This is a genomic window from Ancylobacter vacuolatus, assembly GCF_030813595.1.
GTDB lineage: Bacteria > Pseudomonadota > Alphaproteobacteria > Rhizobiales > Xanthobacteraceae > Ancylobacter > Ancylobacter vacuolatus.
In genome coordinates this window covers 108,278-125,740 of the sequence record NZ_JAUSUH010000004.1, presented here as the reverse complement: position 1 = coordinate 125,740, position 17,463 = coordinate 108,278, and the positions used below count along the sequence as shown (strand labels likewise).

19 protein-coding genes are annotated in these 17,463 nt (G+C 64.9%); 13 read left to right on the top strand and 6 right to left on the bottom strand.

Translation table 11 applies throughout. The features are described 5' to 3' along the window. Positions 1-149: 149 nt before the first annotated feature. The 9 genes from J2S76_RS11085 to J2S76_RS11045 all read left to right on the top strand — a co-directional run bounded on the left by J2S76_RS11085 (position 150) and on the right by J2S76_RS11045 (position 8,874). A complete protein-coding gene (locus tag J2S76_RS11085; RefSeq protein ID WP_307060432.1) occupies positions 150-1,079 on the top strand; it encodes a hypothetical protein in 930 nt (309 codons plus the stop codon). Between the two features lie 84 nt (positions 1,080-1,163). Further along, a complete protein-coding gene (locus tag J2S76_RS11080) occupies positions 1,164-2,264 on the top strand; it encodes a carboxylesterase/lipase family protein (RefSeq protein WP_307060430.1) in 1,101 nt (366 codons plus the stop codon). Between the two features lie 24 nt (positions 2,265-2,288). Then, on the top strand, positions 2,289-2,798 hold the full coding sequence (locus tag J2S76_RS11075) for a carboxylesterase family protein (protein ID WP_307060428.1): 510 nt from the start codon (positions 2,289-2,291) through the stop codon (positions 2,796-2,798). A 179-nt stretch (positions 2,799-2,977) separates the two neighbouring features. Further along, positions 2,978-3,382 carry a c-type cytochrome gene (locus J2S76_RS11070; protein ID WP_307060426.1) on the top strand — a complete coding sequence of 135 codons (405 nt, stop codon included), beginning with the start codon at positions 2,978-2,980 and terminating at the stop codon, positions 3,380-3,382. A 76-nt stretch (positions 3,383-3,458) separates the two neighbouring features. Then, positions 3,459-4,388 carry a quinoprotein relay system zinc metallohydrolase 2 gene (locus J2S76_RS11065; protein ID WP_307060425.1) on the top strand — a complete coding sequence of 310 codons (930 nt, stop codon included), beginning with the start codon at positions 3,459-3,461 and terminating at the stop codon, positions 4,386-4,388. Between the two features lie 375 nt (positions 4,389-4,763). Further along, the gene (gene xoxF5, locus J2S76_RS11060) at positions 4,764-6,569 is read left to right on the top strand and encodes a lanthanide-dependent methanol dehydrogenase XoxF5 (RefSeq protein ID WP_307060423.1); all 1,806 of its coding nucleotides are present in this window, start codon (positions 4,764-4,766) and stop codon (positions 6,567-6,569) included. Between the two features lie 214 nt (positions 6,570-6,783). Next, entirely contained in the window at positions 6,784-7,383 is a 600-nt protein-coding gene (locus J2S76_RS11055; RefSeq protein WP_307060421.1) for a c-type cytochrome, methanol metabolism-related, read from the top strand. A 4-nt stretch (positions 7,384-7,387) separates the two neighbouring features. Then, positions 7,388-8,266 carry a substrate-binding domain-containing protein gene (locus tag J2S76_RS11050; protein ID WP_307060419.1) on the top strand — a complete coding sequence of 293 codons (879 nt, stop codon included), beginning with the start codon at positions 7,388-7,390 and terminating at the stop codon, positions 8,264-8,266. A gap of 17 nt (positions 8,267-8,283) precedes the next feature. Continuing rightward, positions 8,284-8,874: a PQQ-dependent catabolism-associated CXXCW motif protein gene (locus tag J2S76_RS11045; RefSeq protein WP_307060418.1), complete on the top strand. Its 591-nt coding sequence runs from the start codon at positions 8,284-8,286 to the stop codon at positions 8,872-8,874. Between the two features lie 98 nt (positions 8,875-8,972). Here J2S76_RS11045 and J2S76_RS11040 read toward each other — a convergent pair whose 3' ends face one another. From J2S76_RS11040 to J2S76_RS11015, 6 genes are all read right to left on the bottom strand, one after another. Beyond that, a complete protein-coding gene (locus J2S76_RS11040) occupies positions 8,973-9,605 on the bottom strand; it encodes a hypothetical protein (protein ID WP_307060416.1) in 633 nt (210 codons plus the stop codon). Between the two features lie 67 nt (positions 9,606-9,672). Beyond that, positions 9,673-10,527 carry a lanthanide ABC transporter permease protein PedC gene (locus tag J2S76_RS11035; protein WP_307060414.1) on the bottom strand — a complete coding sequence of 285 codons (855 nt, stop codon included), beginning with the start codon at positions 10,525-10,527 and terminating at the stop codon, positions 9,673-9,675. After that, positions 10,524-11,315 carry a lanthanide ABC transporter ATP-binding protein PedB/LutE gene (locus J2S76_RS11030; RefSeq protein ID WP_307060413.1) on the bottom strand — a complete coding sequence of 264 codons (792 nt, stop codon included), beginning with the start codon at positions 11,313-11,315 and terminating at the stop codon, positions 10,524-10,526. Before J2S76_RS11030 ends, J2S76_RS11035 begins: the two co-directional genes overlap by 4 nt. Positions 11,316-11,402: 87 nt before the next feature. Continuing rightward, the gene (locus J2S76_RS11025; RefSeq protein WP_307060411.1) at positions 11,403-11,831 is read right to left on the bottom strand and encodes a cupredoxin domain-containing protein; all 429 of its coding nucleotides are present in this window, start codon (positions 11,829-11,831) and stop codon (positions 11,403-11,405) included. A gap of 41 nt (positions 11,832-11,872) precedes the next feature. Next, the gene (locus J2S76_RS11020) at positions 11,873-12,859 is read right to left on the bottom strand and encodes a PQQ-dependent catabolism-associated beta-propeller protein (RefSeq protein ID WP_307060409.1); all 987 of its coding nucleotides are present in this window, start codon (positions 12,857-12,859) and stop codon (positions 11,873-11,875) included. 26 nt (positions 12,860-12,885) lie between these two features. Then, positions 12,886-14,127 (bottom strand): lanthanide ABC transporter ABC transporter substrate-binding protein PedA1, encoded by a 1,242-nt coding sequence (locus J2S76_RS11015; protein ID WP_307060407.1) that lies wholly within the window; start codon positions 14,125-14,127, stop codon positions 12,886-12,888. Between the two features lie 269 nt (positions 14,128-14,396). Between J2S76_RS11015 and J2S76_RS11010 the strand changes: the two genes are divergently transcribed. From J2S76_RS11010 to J2S76_RS10995, 4 genes are read left to right on the top strand one after another with little or no spacing between them, the layout of a single operon-like run. Continuing rightward, a complete protein-coding gene (locus J2S76_RS11010; protein WP_370874737.1) occupies positions 14,397-14,948 on the top strand; it encodes a DUF3280 domain-containing protein in 552 nt (183 codons plus the stop codon). Next, the gene (locus J2S76_RS11005; protein WP_307060402.1) at positions 14,945-15,955 is read left to right on the top strand and encodes an ABC transporter substrate-binding protein; all 1,011 of its coding nucleotides are present in this window, start codon (positions 14,945-14,947) and stop codon (positions 15,953-15,955) included. Before J2S76_RS11010 ends, J2S76_RS11005 begins: the two co-directional genes overlap by 4 nt. 4 nt (positions 15,956-15,959) lie before the next feature. Then, the gene (locus J2S76_RS11000; protein WP_307060399.1) at positions 15,960-16,709 is read left to right on the top strand and encodes an ABC transporter permease; all 750 of its coding nucleotides are present in this window, start codon (positions 15,960-15,962) and stop codon (positions 16,707-16,709) included. Next, on the top strand, positions 16,706-17,428 hold the full coding sequence (locus J2S76_RS10995; protein WP_307060396.1) for an ABC transporter ATP-binding protein: 723 nt from the start codon (positions 16,706-16,708) through the stop codon (positions 17,426-17,428). The genes J2S76_RS11000 and J2S76_RS10995 overlap by 4 nt, the downstream gene beginning before the upstream one ends. The last annotated feature ends 35 nt before the right edge of the window (positions 17,429-17,463 follow it).

Sequence of the window (17,463 nt, the reverse complement as noted above, 5' to 3'; positions counted from 1 at the left end):
TTTCTCCCGGGGGCGTGTCGTGGGTGAAGAATCCGGCGCGCAGCCGCCAACAGAGGTGCCCCCCTGCTGTGGTACCTCCGCGTTCGACTTTGTTCCAAGTATTTCTACGTAGAGCGGGCTGGCCAGCCCAAACTTTGCAGGTAAGCCAGGTGTCGAGACGCGCGGTGGAGCAGGGATCACGCGGACCGACCGGCCGGGCGGCGGCATGCCTGCCCGACGGTTTCGACGAGCACGCCGATCGCCTTCTGCGTCATCCCGGCCTGCGCCGCGCTATTGCCGGTTACTGCTGCGGCATGACCGCCAACCCGGCGGTGCGCTGGCCGTATTACAAGCTGTTCGACCAGCTGGGACGCTATCTCGTCTGCTTCATGCTGATCCACAATTACTACCAGTGGCGCGAGCGGGGAGGGGCGTCGCCGACGCTCTCTGCCCTGCAGAAAGTGGCGGGGGCCAGTCCCCGGCAGACCGCCGGCTTCGTTGCTGCGCTTCGGGCCGGACGGCTGGTCGAGGTGGAGGCCGATCCCGCCGATCGGCGCGCCACGCTGCTGCGGCCCTCGCCGGTGGTCATCGCCGAGATTGGCCGGTCCCTGCGGCTGTTCGTCGAGGCGTTCGACCGGCTCGACCCACCGTCCGACCCGTCGCGACCGCCCCGCGCCGCTCGCCTGACTGACGCCGACGCGCTGGGCGAGTTGATCGCGCGCTCGGCAGCCTATGTGCTCGCCAATGGAACGCTGCTGCATCCATTCCCCAGCGTGCTGTTCTTCGCCCAGCGCGATTGCGGCTATCCGCTGCTGACAGCAGTGATCGGCAACCATTACGGGCAAACGATCGAGGGTGCCGCGACTCCGCGGCCGCTGCGTCGGCGGGAATTGGCCCACCGCTTTCAGGTGTCGGCCGCCCATATCGGCAGTCTGTTCGCGGAAGCGGAGGCGCGAGGCTGGTTCAGGATCGCGCCGGGCGGCCACTTAGCCGCCCTCGACGCAGATTTTCTCGCCGAGTTTGAACGCTGGGCAGCTTGGCAGATGGTGCATGTCGCGTGGCTGGGGGAGCCGGAAGCGGCAAAGGATTTACAACTATAGATTTTATAATGATACCTTAGGGTAGTATGTTGCTGGTGAAGCGGAGAGGTGCCGCTGGCGCATGCGATCTGACAGGGGGATGTGATGAACGGTATTTCACCGGCAAGGCTGGGCGTGCTCGTGCTGCTCGCCGCATGCATTCTGGGCGCTCCGGCGCAGGCTCAATCTCAAATGCCACCGGTCGCGGACCCTGCCGTTGTGATGACGCAGGAAGGCGCGGTGCGCGGCATCGTCGCCGACGGCGTGCGTGCCTTCAAGGGCATTCCCTATGCCAAGCCACCGACGGGAGAGCGCCGCTTCGCTGTTGCCGAACCGGCCGAGCCATGGAGCGGTGTGCGCGATGCGACCGGCTATGGCAGCGCCTGCCCACAGCTGGAACGCTACGGCATTCCCGAATCCAGCAGCGACGAGGACTGCCTGTTCGTCAATGTGGCCGCTCCGCATCGTGCCGGAGAAACAGCCGCCGCCCCGCGGCCGGTTCTAGTGTGGATCCATGGCGGCGCCTTCGTCGGTGGCTCCAGCGGCCTCTATCCTCTCGATGCCCTGGCCAAGGAGGGCGATCTGGTGGTGGTGTCGCTAAACTATCGGCTCGGCGCCTTCGGTTTCACGGCCCATCCCGCCTTCGATGCCGACTACAATGGTGGCTATGGCCTGATGGACCAGCGCGCCGCGCTGGCCTGGGTGAAACGCAACATTGCAGCCTTTGGCGGCGATCCTGGCAATGTGACGGTGGCGGGTGAATCGGCGGGGGCTGGTTCCGTGTGCATGCACCTGTTGGCACCGGACCAGACGACGGGCCTGTTCGAGCGGGCCATCGTGCTCAGCGCCGGCTGCGCCAGTGTGCTGCCGAGCGTCGCCGAGGGGGAGAAGATTGGCGTGGCGATCGCCGCCAAGGTCGGCTGCGCCGATCCGGCGAGCGCGCTCGCCTGCCTGCGCGCCAAGCCGGTCGACGATCTGCTCAAGGCGGCCGCCGATATCGCCGGCGCCAATATCCTGACCTTCACGCCGCTCATCGGCGCCAAGACCGTGCCGCTGCCGGGCGCCGAGGCGTTTCCGGCCGGCAAATTCGTCAAGGTGCCGGTGATGAATGGCGGCACGCGCGACGAGCAGCGGCTCTATGTCGGCTATGCCGTGCTGGCCGGGGAGGCGGTCACGGCGGCAAACTATTCCGAGAAGATAAGCTAGGTTTATCAAGAGAAGGCGGGAGCGGTGCTCGGCAAATATCCCGCAACCTACTCCTCCTCGCCGCCAGCGACGCTTGGCACGGTGTGGTCGGATTTCCGCAGGGACGTTGGCATCAACAATTGCGCCTATCTTGAAGCAGGCAAGCTGATGGGTGCGTTCGTGCCGGTCTATGAGTTTGTCTTCGCCGATTCGGAGGCGCCCCCGGTCACGCCGACCGATCCGGGGTTTGAGATGGGCGCGGTGCATTCGTCCGAGCTGCCTTATCTCTTTCCCCATTTCGACAACACGATGAATCGCGCCGGGCCCGATCTCAAACTGGCCTCTCAAAAGCTGGCTGATCTGATGATCGCCTATTGGGCCAGTTTCGCGCGCTCCGGCGTGCCATCGGTGTCAGGGGCCCCGGCCTGGGAGCCGTTCCTCACCGATGACCGGGTGATGAATCTGGAGCCGGGCAGGGTCGGCCTTTTCGATGCCTCCGCCGCGCATCATTGCGCATTCTGGAAATCACTCTACCCGGCCGACCTCACCCGCTGAGGCGTCGCGCGGAGGGGGGCTTGCTACTGCCGCGACGAAATGTGCCGGGCGTTTCATGGCCGGCGGGGCTGGACCTTTCACCCCCTAGGATCATTCTAAAGGTCGCGCTAACATCTGCGCCTCACCGCAAGCGCCTCGCATAAGGGCGCCGTTCAATGATCATCGCCTGGAAGGACCCCATGAACCGCTTCCTCACAACAGCCGCACTGCTCGTGCTCGGTACCGGTGCCGCTCTGGCCCAGAGCGCGGACGCCGATCCCGTCAAGGGTGCCAACGTCTTCAAGAAGTGCATGGCCTGCCATGCCATCGGCGAGGGCGCCAAGAACAAGGTCGGGCCCGAGCTGAACGGCATCATCGGCCGCAAGATGGGCGCCGTGGAAGGCTTCAACTATTCCGACACGTTGAAGGAGCACAACGCCAAGGGCGACGTGTGGACGGCGGAAGTCCTCAGCGCCTACCTCGAGAACCCGAAGGCTTACATGCCCGGCGTCAAGATGGTGTTCGCCGGCCTGCCGAAGGAAAGCGACCGCGCCAACCTCGAGGCGTATCTCGGCCAGTTCAACCTCGACGGCACCAAGAAATAGCCATCCCGCCTCCCTGGGGAGGCTGCTGACACAAGGTGCTCCGATGCCGGTCCTGCCGCGACTGGATCGACGTGGCATGCTCGCTCTCGGCGTCGCGCTGGCGGCCGGGGTCGGGCGGGCGGATTTTGTTCGCGCCCAGGAGCGCGGTGTCGCCGCCTTGCCGCTGGAGGCTGTCGCCGACGGGGTGCACGTCTTCCGCGCGCCTTATGAGCTGATCGCCCCGTCCAATGACGGGGCGATCGCCAATATGACGTTGATTGTCGGCGAAGAGGGCGCCGCCGTCATCGATACCGGCAATAGCTATCGCGCCGGAGCCCTGATGCAGGCGGCGGTGCGTGGGGTGACCGACAAGCCCTTGCGCTATGTCATCAATACCCACATGCATCCCGATCACACTCTGGGCAACGCTGCCTTTGAAGCCGAAGGCGTGCGCTTTGTCGCCCACCACAAGATGCCGCGCGCGCTTTCGCTCAGGGCCGAGACCTATCTCGCTCAGGTCGAGCGCCTGCTCGGTACCGAGGGGGAGGGGACGCGAATCGTGCTGCCTGACCTGCTGGTCGAGGATCGCCTGACGCTGGATCTCGGGGGGCGGCCGCTGGAACTGCGTGCTCACCCGACGGCGCACACCGACAACGACCTTACGGTCTTCGATGTGGCGAGCGGCACCTGGGTGATGGGCGACCTGCTCTTCGTCGGCCACATTCCCACCCTTGACGGCAGTCTGGTCGGGTGGCTGGACCTGCTCGATCGGCTGGCGGGTAGTGCTGTCCAGCGCGCCGTGCCGGGGCACGGTCCCGCCAGCGTCGGCTGGCCGCAGGCGAGCGACGCCGAGCGGCGTTATCTGGCAGCGCTGCGGCGGGACATGCGCCGGCTGCTGGAGGAGGGGCGTCCGATTAGCGAGGCGCCGGCACACGCAGTTGTGTCCGAGCGCGCCGACTGGGCGCTTTTCGACGAGTTCAACTCCCGGAATGCCATTGCCGCCTATCACGAGCTGGAATGGGAGTAACTTGCTGCATTGCAGCATCGCTGTAGTGGTAAAACTGCCCGGAATTCAGCGATTGCTGCTGGTATATTGTATATTTGTTCGCTCTTGCAGCAAAATCATAATAAGAGGTCTTTCTCATAAGAGTTCTTATTGCCAGTCCGAGGGATTCGGATTAGCGTAATCTCGTCTTCGGCTTCAACGGCAATCGGGAAGAAGTTCCCGGGTCCGGTTCGTAGGCCAGCTTGGGGCGGGACGCCCCCGTGAGATCCGGCTGTTTCTCCCTCCAGCCGGTCGTGACACGCTGTCGAAGACAAAAAGGTCAGACGGCAAACAAGCCGCGGCGGGTCGTCCGTGCATTCGGTCGGTCCCGGAGGATCGTTCACGAGGAGAATAAGCATGCGCAAGTTTCTTGCGACAGCACTGCTGGGTGCTGCGGCGGTCTATGCTTGGCCAGTATCGGCCAATGATGGACTGGTAAGCATCATCAAGGACCCCAAGCAATGGGGCATCCAGACGGGCGACTACGCCAATACCCGCTACTCCAAGCTCGACCAGATCAATGCCGGCAATGTCGGCAAGATCCAGGTGGCCTGGACCTTCTCGACGGGCGTCCTTCGTGGCCATGAGGGCGGTCCGCTCATCATCGGCGACGTCATGTACGTCCACACTCCCTTCCCCAATATCGTCTACGCCCTCGACCTGAATGATGACGGGCGGATCATCTGGAAATACGAGCCCAAGCAGGACCCGAACGTCATTCCGGTGATGTGCTGCGATACGGTCAATCGCGGTCTCGCCTATTCCAATGGCATGGTCTACCTGCACCAGGCCGATACCACCCTGGTCGCGCTCGACGCCAAGACCGGCGAGAAGAAGTGGTCGGTCGTCAATGGCGATCCGAAGAAGGGCGAAACCAACACCGCCACCGTTCTGCCGGTGAAGGACAAGGTCATCGTCGGCATTTCAGGTGGTGAGTTCGGCGTGCGCTGCCACGTCACCGCTTATGACACCAAGACCGGCAAGCAGATCTGGCGCGGCTATTCGATGGGTCCCGACAGCGAGATGATCGTTGACCCCGAGAAGACCACCGCTCTCGGCAAGCCGATCGGCAAGGATTCCTCGCTGAAGAGCTGGGAAGGCGATCAGTGGAAGATTGGCGGCGGTTGCACCTGGGGCTGGTATTCTTATGACCCCGAAACCAACCTCGTCTATTACGGCTCGGGCAACCCCTCGACTTGGAACCCGGCCCAGCGTCCCGGCGACAACAAGTGGTCGATGACCATCTGGGCGCGTGACGCCGACACCGGCATGGCCAAGTGGGTCTACCAGATGACCCCGCATGACGAGTGGGACTTCGACGGCGTCAACGAGATGATCCTCACGGATCAGCAGTTCGACGGCAAGCCGCGCAAGCTGCTCACCCACTTCGACCGCAACGGCTTCGGCTATACGCTGGATCGCGTGAGCGGCGAACTGCTCGTTGCCGAGAAGTTCGATCCGGTGGTGAACTGGGCCACCAAGGTCGACATGGACAAGAGCAGCCCGACCTATGGTCGTCCGCTGGTCGTATCCAAGTACTCGACCGCCCAGCAGGGCGAGGACGTGAACACCAAGGGCATCTGCCCGGCGGCGCTCGGTACCAAGGACCAGCAGCCGGCGGCCTTCTCGCCCAAGACGAACCTGTTCTACGTGCCCACCAACCACGTCTGCATGGACTACGAGCCGTTCCGCGTCAGCTACACGGCGGGCCAGCCCTATGTTGGTGCCACCCTGTCGATGTATCCCGCACCGGGCAGCCATGGCGGCATGGGTAACTTCATCGCCTGGGACAACAACAAGGGTAAGATCGTCTGGTCGCTCCCCGAGCCCTTCTCGGTGTGGTCGGGTGCTCTCGCCACCGCCGGCGACATCGTGTTCTACGGCACGCTGGAAGGCTATCTGAAGGCGGTGGACGCCAAGACGGGCAAGGAACTCTATAAGTTCAAGACCCCGTCGGGCATCATCGGCAACGTCACCACCTATGAGCACAAGGGCAAGCAGTACATTGCCATCCTGTCGGGTGTCGGTGGCTGGGCGGGTATCGGCCTTGCGGCTGGCCTGACCGACCCGAATGCCGGTCTTGGTGCAGTGGGTGGTTATGCCGCCCTGTCCAACTACACCAATCTCGGCGGCCAGCTCACAGTGTTCGCGCTGCCGAACTGATCCAAGGGACGGCGGGCTTCCAAGGAACGCCCGCCCTTTCCGAGACAAAAAAGGGGCCTGGCCGCCGGTTCATCCGGTGCGCCGGGCCCCGACGTCTCGGGGCCCGGAACTTTATGAGATTCTTAGAAAAATTCCAAAGCCGCCGAGCGGCGCCCCTGGGCGCCCGCCGACATGCCGGAAACGGCCCCCTGCGGCGCCTTGAGGAGACTGCTTCATGAAGAATTCCGTTCGCGGATGGTTTGTTTCCGGCATGCTGCCGGCGTCCGCAGGCGCGTCGGCGCTGATCCTCGCCGCTGCCCTGTCCTTCTCCGCCCCGGTCCATGCCCAGCAGCCGGCCCCGGCGGCGACCCCGACGGCAACGCCGGCGCCTGTCGAGAAGGAGAAGGATGAGCTCGGCAAGTACACGACGGCGGATGGCGACCCGATCTACAACATCCAGGCCGATGGTACGCTGGACTGGTACACCTATTCCGGCTACCGCCGCTACCACGCCGAGTGCCATGTCTGCCACGGTCCCGACGGCATGGGCTCCAGCTATGCCCCGGCGCTCGCCAATTCGCTGAAGACGATGACGTATCCCCAGTTCATGGAGATTGTCGTCAACGGTAAGCAGAATATCGGCGTTGGAACGGCCGACCAGGTGATGCCGGCCTTCGGCGAGAACAAGAACGTTATGTGCTATCTCGACGATATCTACATCTATCTGAAGGCCCGCGCCGACGGTGCCCTCGGCCGCGAGCGTCCCAGCAAGCGCGAGGACAAGACCAAGGCCTACACCGCAAATGAGAACCAGTGCTTCGGACGGCCGAGCTGACGCCATGGCGAACATGGCGCAGCCGGGAAACATCCTTCGCTCGGCGCGCATGAAGGGGCGGGGCGTCGCGGCGTTCGTGACGCTCGCCACCCTTGCCGCCTTTCCTATCCAGGCGCCGGCCCAGGTGGCGGATCTGGTCGACCGTTCGACGCTGCGCGTCTGCGCCGATCCCGCCAACATGCCCTTCACCAATGAGGAGGGGCAGGGGTTCGAGAACAAGATCGCCGAACTCATGGCGGCGAAGCTCGGCCTTGCGCTGGACTATACGTGGTTTCCCCAAGCGACCGGCTTCTACCGCATGACGCTGGGAGCCAAGCGCTGCGACGTGGTGATGGGTTATGTGGCGGGCGGCGACCCGGTGCTGAACACCAATGCCTATTACCGCTCGGCCTGGGTGCTGATCGCCAAGAAGGACAGTGATCTCGCCGGTATCGACACGCTGGAAGACCCGCGCCTGAAGGGTCGACGGATCGGCGTCATCGCCGGCACGCCGCCCGGCGACCTGCTCAGCCGCAATGGGCTCATGCCCATGGCGCGCCCCTATGCGCTGATGGTGGACCGCCGATTCGAAAGCCCCGCCGAAGCGATGATTGCCGACATTGATGCCGGTGAGATCGACGCCGGTATATTGTGGGGTCCTATTGGCGGCTACTACGCCAAAAAGTCGGACGTACCGCTCTCGGTCGTGCCGCTGGTCAAGGAAAAGGGCGATCCGGCGCTGGTCTACCGGATTACCTTCGGCATTCGCCCGGGCGAATTGAACTGGAAGCATCAGCTCAATGCTTTCATCAAGGAAGAGCAGGGGGCGATCAACCGCATCCTGCTCGACTATGGCGTTCCGCTGCTCGACGGTCAGAACCGCCCGATCGACGCCGCACCCTGAGCCCGAAGGAGGCGGCGGTGAAAAACGATCGGCCCGATTCATCGCTCGCCCGTCTGGCCTGGCTGGGCATGGCCGGGCTGGCCGCCGTCCTCTTCGCCTTTGCGCCGACCGCCGGCCGGGGCGAGCCGCCGGTGCCCGAGCCGGCGGGCTACCGCATGGACGACTACCGGGCGCCGACTCCAGCAACGCTGAAGGGCGCCCGGGTGATCGACACCGCCGAGGCTGAGCGGCTCTGGCGGGCGAAGGCGGCGATCTTCGTCGACGTGATGCCGCGCGACGTGAAGCCTGCCAATCTTCCCCCCGGTACGCTCTGGCGTGACAAACGGCGCGACCATTTGCCGGGCAGCGTCTGGCTGCCCAATGTCGGCTATGGTGCCCTTACCGCCGAGACCAACGCCTATTTTCGCTCCCATTTGGAGGCGCTGGCCGGGAGCAACCGCACCGCTGCGCTGGTCATCTACTGCCAGACCGATTGCTGGATGAGCTGGAACGCCGCCAAGCGGGCGATCGAGGAATATGGCTATTCCAATATCGCCTGGTACCCGGCCGGCAGTGACGGCTGGGCCAGGAGCGGCCTGCCGCTGGAGCAGGGCCAGCCCACCCCCTGAGCCACCGCCGTCCGTGCGGCGGCCTCCTCGCGATTTGGCCGTGAGCCTATTCCGGCCCGGCCAGCCCCCCAGCTGTACGGCCGGGGGCTGGCTGCTGGTTACGGCAACTTTTCCTGGATCGCGCGCGAGAGAGTGAAAATGCGCTGTTCCAGCAGCACCGGGCTCTCGCACACGGCTGACATGGATTGCTGGCGTGCGTCGTAGATCCGGGTATCCCAGAGCAGCTGCTTCTCCAGCTCCAGCGCCTTGGCATTGTCCAATTCGGGCCCGGCGGCCTTCTTGGCCTTGGCGACCGCCAGACTCTCTTCCTTGATCCGCTTGGAGAGCTCGATCTGGTGCTGCGCGTAGCGTTCAATGCCGTTCATGATCCGGCTGCGGCGCGCATTGATCTGCTCGAACAGGCCGGCAAACAGCAGGGTGAGCCGCTCCTTGCTGTTGGCCCCGAGCGTGCTGGCGAAGGCGTCGATCTGCTTTGTCGCCTCATCGATGGGTGTGCGCTGGGCCGCGAGCACCGGCACCAGTTCGGCGACCTGCAGGTCATCCTGCCATTTGAGATTGTCGATCGGCGGGCCGGACCACATCTGTCCGGCCGCCAGTTCCGGCACTTTGCGCTGAATGCAGGGCCAGAGTCCGCCCGCAGGCGCCGCTGCAAAGCTGGGCGCGACGCCGGTGAGCAGGAGCATGGGAATGGCGAGGCAAAGGGAGTGCAGGGAAGAGCGGGATGTGGGCATGGGTTTTCCTCGAGATTTTGTCCGGAAGCTCTGCGGCTTCCGTTGCGGCTTGGCAGGCGCTGCGGGCTTACTTCGCATTCTCTGGCCCACCACGGCGGGCCATCACGCCGGCGGAAGGATCATAGGCTAGTATCGAGGCCGCGAGGAACACCATTGCGCAACCGGCGACGACCAGCGCCGGCAGGGGCGCGAATTGGCCATAGAGGGCGAAGCGGATCAGTTCCACGGCATAGGTGAACGGATTGAGGGTGCAGATCCACCACAGCGCCAGGCTGCTCTCCTGCACGCGCCAGAGCGGATAAAGCGCAGAGGAGGCGAAGAACATCGGGAAGATCACAAAGTTCATCACGCTGGCGAAGTTCTCCATCTGCCGAAACAGCGAGGACATCAGCAGCCCCATCGCGCCGAGCATCAGCCCCGTCAGCAAAAGTGCCGGTATGACGGTGAAATAGCCGATCGGCGGCAGCTCCACCTCCCAGAACCAGGCGACGGCGAGAAAGGCGTAGACCTGCAGCAGCGAGACGCAGATGCCGGCGATGAGCTTGCACACCAGCAGGTACCAGCGTGGATAGGGGCTCACCAGCAAGATCCGCATCGCCCCGACCTCGCGGTCATGGACCATGGAGAGCGAGGACTGCAGCCCGTTGAAGAGCTGGATCATCGCCACCAGCCCAGGCGTCACATAGACCTCGTAGAGCACATAGGTCTCGTAAGGCGGAATGATCGAGACGCCGAGCACGGAACGGAAGCCGGCGGCGAAGATGAATAGCCACACCAGCGGGCGCACCAGCGCCGACAGGAAGCGGCCGCGCTGGTTGAGAAACCGCAACCCCTCGCGCCAGCAGATGCCGACGAGGACGATGAGATAGCCCGCGAGCGGCAAGCGGAAGCGAGCGGGGGGCGGGGGGGAGGGTGCGCTCATGCCGCTGATTCCCCGGTGTCGTCGACAAGGCGCAGGAAGGCCGCCGAGAGGTCCTCGCCGCCGGTCTGCGCCAGCATGCCTTCATAGGTGCCATTGGCGCGGACCCGTCCACGATGCAGCACCACCACCCGGTCGCCCGGAGCGATTTCCTCGATGATATGGGTCGCCCACAGCACGCCGATGCCCTCATTGGCCACCAGCGCGCGGACCTGCGCCACCAGCGCCGCGCGGGAGGCGATGTCGAGCCCGACCGTGGGCTCGTCGAGCAGCAGGAGGCGGGGACGATGCATGAGCGCGCGCACGATCTCCACCCGGCGCATCTGGCCGCCTGAGAGGTTGCGCACCTTGTCGCGGGCGCGGTCGGCGAGCCCGTCCTGTTCTAGCAGCGCCAAGGCCCGCTGGCGCCCGGCGTGAAAGCCGACGCCGTGCAGCGTCGCATGGTAGAGCAGATTGTCGAGCACGGAGAGTTCAAGGTCCAGCGTGCGGGCCTGGAACACCACGCCCAGGCGACTCAGCGCCGCGGCGGGCTGGCGGCGCACGTCGAAGCCCAGCACATGGATGACACCGCTGCGATTGTCGTAAAGGCGGGTGATCAGCGAGAACAGCGTGGTCTTGCCGGCGCCGTTCGGGCCGAGAAGCGCGGTGAAGCTGCCGGCGGGAACGTCGAGGCTGACATCGTCCAGCGCCTTGCGAGCGCCGAAGACGTGGCTCACGCCGCGCACATCAAGGGCCGCCACGCCGGCATCGAGCGCCTGCAGCGGAGGGATGTCGCGAGACCGGGCCGTCATAGCGTCTCCCATGCCGAGAGAAGAAAAGTCCCCGGGGCTAGCCGGGGACAGTGTTCACGAGGAGAAGAAGTCAGCGAGGACGGGCACTCATTTGACGATGAATTCGCCCTTCATGCCGCGCTCTTCCATGCCCTTGCAGTACCACGCAAAGGTGCCCGGCCGGATCGGCACGAAGAACATCTCGGCCTCGCCCTCTTCCTCGAACTCAAGCTCGGTGAGGTGTATGGCCTTGATCTCCATTCCGCCGGCTTCGACCTTGCGCAGGAAGATGCTCTGGAACAGGCCGGGCGACTGCCAGGCGCATTCCTTCTTGCCGGTAGATTTGATCATCAGACTGTAGGACTTGCCGGTCTCCAGCTCATACTTGGTCTGCGAGACGCCGAAGCCGGAATTGCCGGTGCCGACGGTCAGTTCCTCCAGCTCGACGGGCTTCAGCGTGAGGTCGCCCTTGGCATAAGCGAGTCCCGAGAGCGCGAGGGTCGCGGCGGTGGCGGCAAGGATCAGGCGGGTCTTCATGGGTGTTCCTCCGAATGGGCTGATTGATTTCTTTCTTGCGGTCACGGCACCACGACCACGCCCCAGGGCGCGCGACCGACGGTGAGGGATTTGGTGACTTTCTGGCTGTCGACGTCGATGACCGAAATGTCATTGGAGTTGCCGTTGGTCGACAGCAGGAACTTTTCATCCGGCGTGAAGCCGAGCTGCCAGACGCGCTGACCGACGAGAAGGTAGTTTTCGACTTCAAGCGTCTTGGCGTTGACGACGGCGACGCGGTTGGCTGGGCCGAGGGCGACGAAGGCCTTCGACCCATCCTTGGTGATGCGCACGCCGACCGGCTGGATGGCATCGTCGGCCACACCGGGAATCTTGAACGAGATCTTCTTGATGATCTTCCAGGTCGCCGGGTCGATCACCGCCACCGTGCCGCCGACCTCCGCCGACACCCAGAGCTGCTTGCCGTCCTTGGTGAATTCGGCGATGCGCGGACGGGAATCGACGAGGATGTTCTCGATAATCTCGTTGTTCGAGGTGTCGACCACATGCGCCATGTTGGTCGTCTCGGAGGTATTGACCATGTATTTGCCGTCGGGGCTGATACCCATGCCTTCCGGCTCGACCCCGACCGGGATCTCGGCGATCAGCTCATTGTTCTCGACATTGACCACCGTGACCATGTTGTCGTCTTCGTTGGCGATGTAGAGCGGGTTCCCCGAGGGATGCAGCACGAACAGTTCCGGGTCCGGGCCCGAGCGCAGCGTCTTCACCAGCTTCAGCGTGGCCGCATCATAGACCTCGACGCGGTTGTCGTCGGAGGCGCAGACATAGATCAGCTTGCCGTCCGGGCTGGCGATGATGCCGCGCGGACGCCGGCCGGTCTTGATGGTGTCGATGACCTTCAGCGTCTCCATGTCGACGACGCTCATCGTGTGGTCACGCTCGTTGGTCACGAAAGCGCGCGGGCTCGCTTCGGCCGGCAGCGCATCGGCCAGCAGCAGCGCCGCGAGGGTCGCCAAGCTGGTGGACAGCAGAATCGGTCGTTTCATCGTTTCCTCCAGGCAATTGTCTGATTTTATTTGAGCTTGCAGCGAGACTCGGGACGATCGAAGCCAAGCGTGTCGAGCGGCGAGCTCTGGTGCAGAAAGCCGGCCTGCGGTGAGAGCGTGACCGTGTTGGTGGCATGGGTCAGCAGGATGGGCTGGCGCAACTGCTGGTCCCAGTCGCGGAAAGTGGCGGCGACGCCCTTGAACACCGGCAGGTCGTAATCGGGCGATAGCATCTGCGCTTTCACCTTGGCCGGGTCGCTGTTGCGCGTCTTGAGGCTAGCCGAGCCGACGGCAAACGCGCCCTGCCACATCTGGAAATCCAGAGGCTGCATCAGCCGCTTGGATTGCTTGAAGAAGCGGCTCTGCAGCTGCGAGGCGCCCCAGTTCTCCATCGTCGGGTGCCAGGAGAGCGCCATCAGCCCCTGCGTCCCGGCGACCGGCCGCGAGAGCCAGGTGTTATAGGGCAGGATATCGCCGAACTCGCCGAGTTCATCGGCGACGATCAGCATGTCGTACTCGCCGACCTGGGTGCCGCGCGGCACTTCGGATTGGGCGGTGGCGCGCGCATCCGGCCCATAGTCCCAGGTCTTCTCGGCGACGATCTTGCCCCCGAACTTCTTGGCCGAGCGCCGCACCGCCTCGGCATAGAGCTTGTCATTGTCGGTGCGCCCGACCATCAGGAACCAGTTCTGCCAGCGCTTGGTGACGAGGAACTGGGCGAGCGCGTCCGTCAGCATGGAGCGGCTCGGGGCTATGTGGAACACATTGGCCCGGCAGTCCTGCTGCCGCAGCCGGTCATCCGTCGCGCCGACATTTATGAAGAGGATGTCGCGGTCCTTGTAGGTGTCGGCAATCTTCACGAGCGCATCCGGCGGCACGTCCAGCAGGATGAAGCGGTTGCCGGCCTCCACGAGCTTCTCCACCGCCAGGAGCGGGTCGCCATCGGTCGGGACGATTTCGCTCGACAGCTTGTAGTCGAGCTTGAGGAAGCGGCCACTGGTGAGGTTGTCGCGAATGCCAAGCTCGGCGCCGGCGATACCGAGATCGTCGGGCGGCATCTGCAGTGGCGCGATCCACGGCGGGGGCTCGGGAATCTGACGAACCACGCCGATGAGGAAGGTCTGTTCTGGTCCGATGGTCTTTGCCGGCTTGGCCGCCAGCGGCGCCACCGGAGAGGTGGGGGACGCGCCGTCCTGTGCCCCGGCGGGTACAGACACGCACATCATTGCAAAAAGCGTCGCGCCGACGGCGCTTGCCATCCTGGTCATCGGCCTTTCCATCCCGCGGCTTGCTTCGTCCGGGACATTGTCCTCGGAACTTTTCTCGTGAGCCTTGGGGAAAACTCTACGCAAACAAAATCAAGCATTCAATAAAATTGCGAGTATAAGAAACTAATAAGAGAATGTAACGCTTCTGTTGGCGCAAGAAAAGCGAAGTTATTTCAATCGGGAACTTTTCCCTGTAAGTTGCGGGATGGCTTCTTGGCGATATGATCGATCCGCCCGGGAAGAAATCATGTCGGGAAGGTGAAAACGCCATGTCAGTTCGAACCGCCATCAGCCGCAGTCTTTTCCTCGCGATCACCGTTCTGGTCGCGATGGCGGCGGTCCCTGGGTTCTGTGCTGCCGCCCACGCGGCGACGCGGGTGGTGGTATTCGAGTTCGAGCTTCTCGACACCAGCGGCGAGTTCGATCCTCGTGGACCCAAGCCGGACGAGATTCGCCGGCTGGACCTGATCACCGGCGAAATGCGCAAGCGCTTGAAGGAGGCCGGCTTTGAGCTGGTCGATCTCGCCCCGCAGGCCGCGCAGATCGAGGAAGCGACGCCGTTCCGCAACTGCAACAGCTGCGAGCTCAAGATCGCTCGCGCGCTCGGTGCGGAGATTGAGGTGATCGGGCTGGTGCAGAAGGTCTCGAACCTCATTCTCAACATCAATTTCCAGCTGCGCGATGTCGCCACCGGGCAGGTGCTGCGGGCCGGCAGCGCCGATATCCGCAACAACACGGATGAATCCTGGCAGCGCGGCGTCTCCTATCTGATACGCAACCGCCTGCTCGATCCTCCGCTCACCGGGAAAGCCGCACCATGATCTTCGCCGGCAGCCTCGCCGCGCTGTCCCGCCGTGCCGTGCTCGCGGCAGCCGCTGGCCTCCTTGCCGCGCCGCTCATTGCCCGCGCGCAGGACGCATCGCCGCTCGGTCTTCGCGTTGGCGCGCTTAAATTCGGCACACTCAACTGGCTGGTCGAGACGATCCGCGCTGAGGGGTTCGACCGCCGCGAGGGGCTGGCGCTGGAGGGCGTCGACTTCGCCAGCGGCCAGGCGACCACGGTGGCGCTGCAGGCCGGCGATGTCGACCTCATCGTCAGCGACTGGCTCTGGGCCCTGCGCCGCACCAGCGAAGGTGAGTCGATGCGCTTCGCTCCTTTCTCCAGCGCGCTCGGCGCGGTGATGGTGGCGGCGAACGGGCCGGTGAAGACGATCGACGATCTGCGCGGCCGCCGGATTGGCGTCGCCGGCGGCGCCCTCGACAAAAGCTGGCTGCTGATGCGGGCCTATGGGATGGCAAAGAGCGGCATCGACCTTGCCCGCGCAGCCGAGCCCGTCTATGGCGCGCCGCCGCTGGTGAGCGAGCAACTGGCCCTCGGGCGCGTTGATGCCGTGCTCACCTTCTGGCCCTACGCCGCCCGCCTCGACGCGCGCGGCTTCGCCCGGCTGATCGACGTTCGCGAGATGATTACCGGGCTCGGTATCGCACCGGTGCCGCCCCTGGTCGGCTTCGTCTGGCGCAACGCTGTGATGGCCGAGAAGGGCGCGGCGATTGCCGCCTTCCTGCGCGCGGCCGCAGCCGCCAACCGTGTGTTGGCGACAAAGGATGCGGCGTGGGAGCGGATCCGTCCGCTGATGCAGGCGTCCGACGATGCCGAGTTTGTACGGCTGCGCGACTATTACCGCGCCGGCATTCCCGGCAGCTTCGGTGAGGCGGAACGCGCTTCCTGCGCGAAGCTCTACGAGGTGCTGGCGCAGATCGGCGGGCCGGAACTGGTCGGACCCACCCCGGGCTTCGACCGGACGCTGTTCGGCCCTGTCGGCGAGTGAGGCCGTGTCGACGCAAAAACGACTGCTGCTGACGGCCACTTCGCTGCTGGCGCTGCTCCTGCTCTGGCAGATCGCTGCCCTATGGGTCGCGTCGCGCCTGCTTCCCGGACCGTCGGAGGTGTTCGAGGCGATGATCCGGGCCACGCGAACCGGCGTGCTGCCCGAAAGCATCGCCATTACCCTGGCGCGGGTGGCGGCGAGCTTCCTGATCGCGATGGCGCTGGGATCGGCGATCGGCATCGCGCTCGGGCGTTCGGTCGCGCTCAACGAGCTTGTGGGGCCATGGGTCGTGGTGCTGCTGAACCTGCCGGCGCTGGTGGTCATCATCCTCTGCTATGTCTGGTTCGGCCTCACGGAGGTTGCCGCGATCACGGCGGTGGCGATCAACAAGATCCCTAATGTCGCGGTGACGATGCGCGAGGGCGCAGCGGCGCTGTCGCGCGATCTCGATGAGATGGCGCAGGTCTACCGCCTGCCACGCCTGCGCGCGCTGTGCCACGTCACCCTGCCGCAGCTCGTGCCCTTCTTTGCCGCCAGCGCCCGCTCGGGTCTGGCGCTGACCTGGAAGATCGTGCTGGTGGTGGAACTGCTCGGTCGGTCCAATGGCGTTGGTTTCGAACTGCAGACGGCGTTCCAATTGTTCGATGTCGCGGGCATCCTTGCCTATGCGCTGGCGTTTACCGCGGTGGTACAGGTGATCGAGATCGGCCTGCTGCAACCCTGGGAGCGGCGCGCCAATCGGTGGCGGCGATGAACGCGATCGCCATCGAGATCGCGGAAAAGCGCTACCGGGCGCCGGCGGGGGAGGCGGGGCGGGAGATATTTCGCGGCTTCCGGCTCGATATCGGTGCTGGCGAGTTTGTCGCACTGCTCGGCGAATCCGGCATCGGCAAGACCACGCTGCTCAACATCGTTGCCGGTCTCGATCGCGACTATCGCGGCACGGTGCGCTTCGGCGCCGCGGCGCCGCGCGTCGGCTATGCGTTCCAGAATCCCCGCCTCCTGCCCTGGCGCACCGTTCTGCAGAATGTGGCGCTGCCGCTGCCGCCGGGGGCGGAGGGACAGCGGCGGGCGCGGGCAATGCTCGAGGAAGTCGGCCTTGGGGAACTGGCCGACGCCTATCCCGAGCGCCTGTCGCTCGGCCAGCAGCGGCGGGTGGCGCTGGCGCGCGCTTTCGCCATCGAGCCGGACGTGCTGCTGATGGACGAGCCCTTCGTGTCGCTGGACGAGGCGGGGGCGGCGCGGCTGCGCGACCTGCTGCGGCGCCTCTTGGCCGGGCGCCCGGCGACGGTGCTTTTCGTCACCCATGATCGTCGCGAGGCGGTGGAACTGGCGAGCCGCATCGTCGTGCTGGAAGGGACGCCGGTGCGGATCGTCCGAGACCTGCCTCTCGCCCTGACGCCGGCGGAGCGGGCGAATGCGGCGTGCATCGACGAGGTGCGGGCCGCGCTTGGCGCCGCAGCGCCGGGCTGATTTCGCGGCGAAGGCCGGCGTCCCTCAGCGGCAGC

Excerpts from the sequence above, each read along its gene's own strand:
- J2S76_RS11080 (WP_307060430.1), top strand. The coding sequence starts at position 1,164 with ATGAACGGTATTTCACCGGCAAGGCTGGGCGTGCTCGTGCTGCTCGCC.
- J2S76_RS11070 (WP_307060426.1), top strand. The coding sequence starts at position 2,978 with ATGAACCGCTTCCTCACAACAGCCGCACTGCTCGTGCTCGGTACCGGT.
- J2S76_RS11065 (WP_307060425.1), top strand. The coding sequence starts at position 3,459 with ATGCTCGCTCTCGGCGTCGCGCTGGCGGCCGGGGTCGGGCGGGCGGAT.
- xoxF5 (WP_307060423.1), top strand. The coding sequence starts at position 4,764 with ATGCGCAAGTTTCTTGCGACAGCACTGCTGGGTGCTGCGGCGGTCTAT.
- J2S76_RS11055 (WP_307060421.1), top strand. The coding sequence starts at position 6,784 with ATGAAGAATTCCGTTCGCGGATGGTTTGTTTCCGGCATGCTGCCGGCG.
- J2S76_RS11050 (WP_307060419.1), top strand. The coding sequence starts at position 7,388 with ATGGCGAACATGGCGCAGCCGGGAAACATCCTTCGCTCGGCGCGCATG.
- J2S76_RS11040 (WP_307060416.1), bottom strand. The coding sequence starts at position 9,605 with ATGCCCACATCCCGCTCTTCCCTGCACTCCCTTTGCCTCGCCATTCCC.
- J2S76_RS11035 (WP_307060414.1), bottom strand. The coding sequence starts at position 10,527 with ATGAGCGCACCCTCCCCCCCGCCCCCCGCTCGCTTCCGCTTGCCGCTC.
- J2S76_RS11030 (WP_307060413.1), bottom strand. The coding sequence starts at position 11,315 with ATGACGGCCCGGTCTCGCGACATCCCTCCGCTGCAGGCGCTCGATGCC.
- J2S76_RS11025 (WP_307060411.1), bottom strand. The coding sequence starts at position 11,831 with ATGAAGACCCGCCTGATCCTTGCCGCCACCGCCGCGACCCTCGCGCTC.
- J2S76_RS11020 (WP_307060409.1), bottom strand. The coding sequence starts at position 12,859 with ATGAAACGACCGATTCTGCTGTCCACCAGCTTGGCGACCCTCGCGGCG.
- J2S76_RS11015 (WP_307060407.1), bottom strand. The coding sequence starts at position 14,127 with ATGACCAGGATGGCAAGCGCCGTCGGCGCGACGCTTTTTGCAATGATG.
- J2S76_RS11010 (WP_370874737.1), top strand. The coding sequence starts at position 14,397 with ATGTCAGTTCGAACCGCCATCAGCCGCAGTCTTTTCCTCGCGATCACC.
- J2S76_RS11005 (WP_307060402.1), top strand. The coding sequence starts at position 14,945 with ATGATCTTCGCCGGCAGCCTCGCCGCGCTGTCCCGCCGTGCCGTGCTC.
- J2S76_RS10995 (WP_307060396.1), top strand. The coding sequence starts at position 16,706 with ATGAACGCGATCGCCATCGAGATCGCGGAAAAGCGCTACCGGGCGCCG.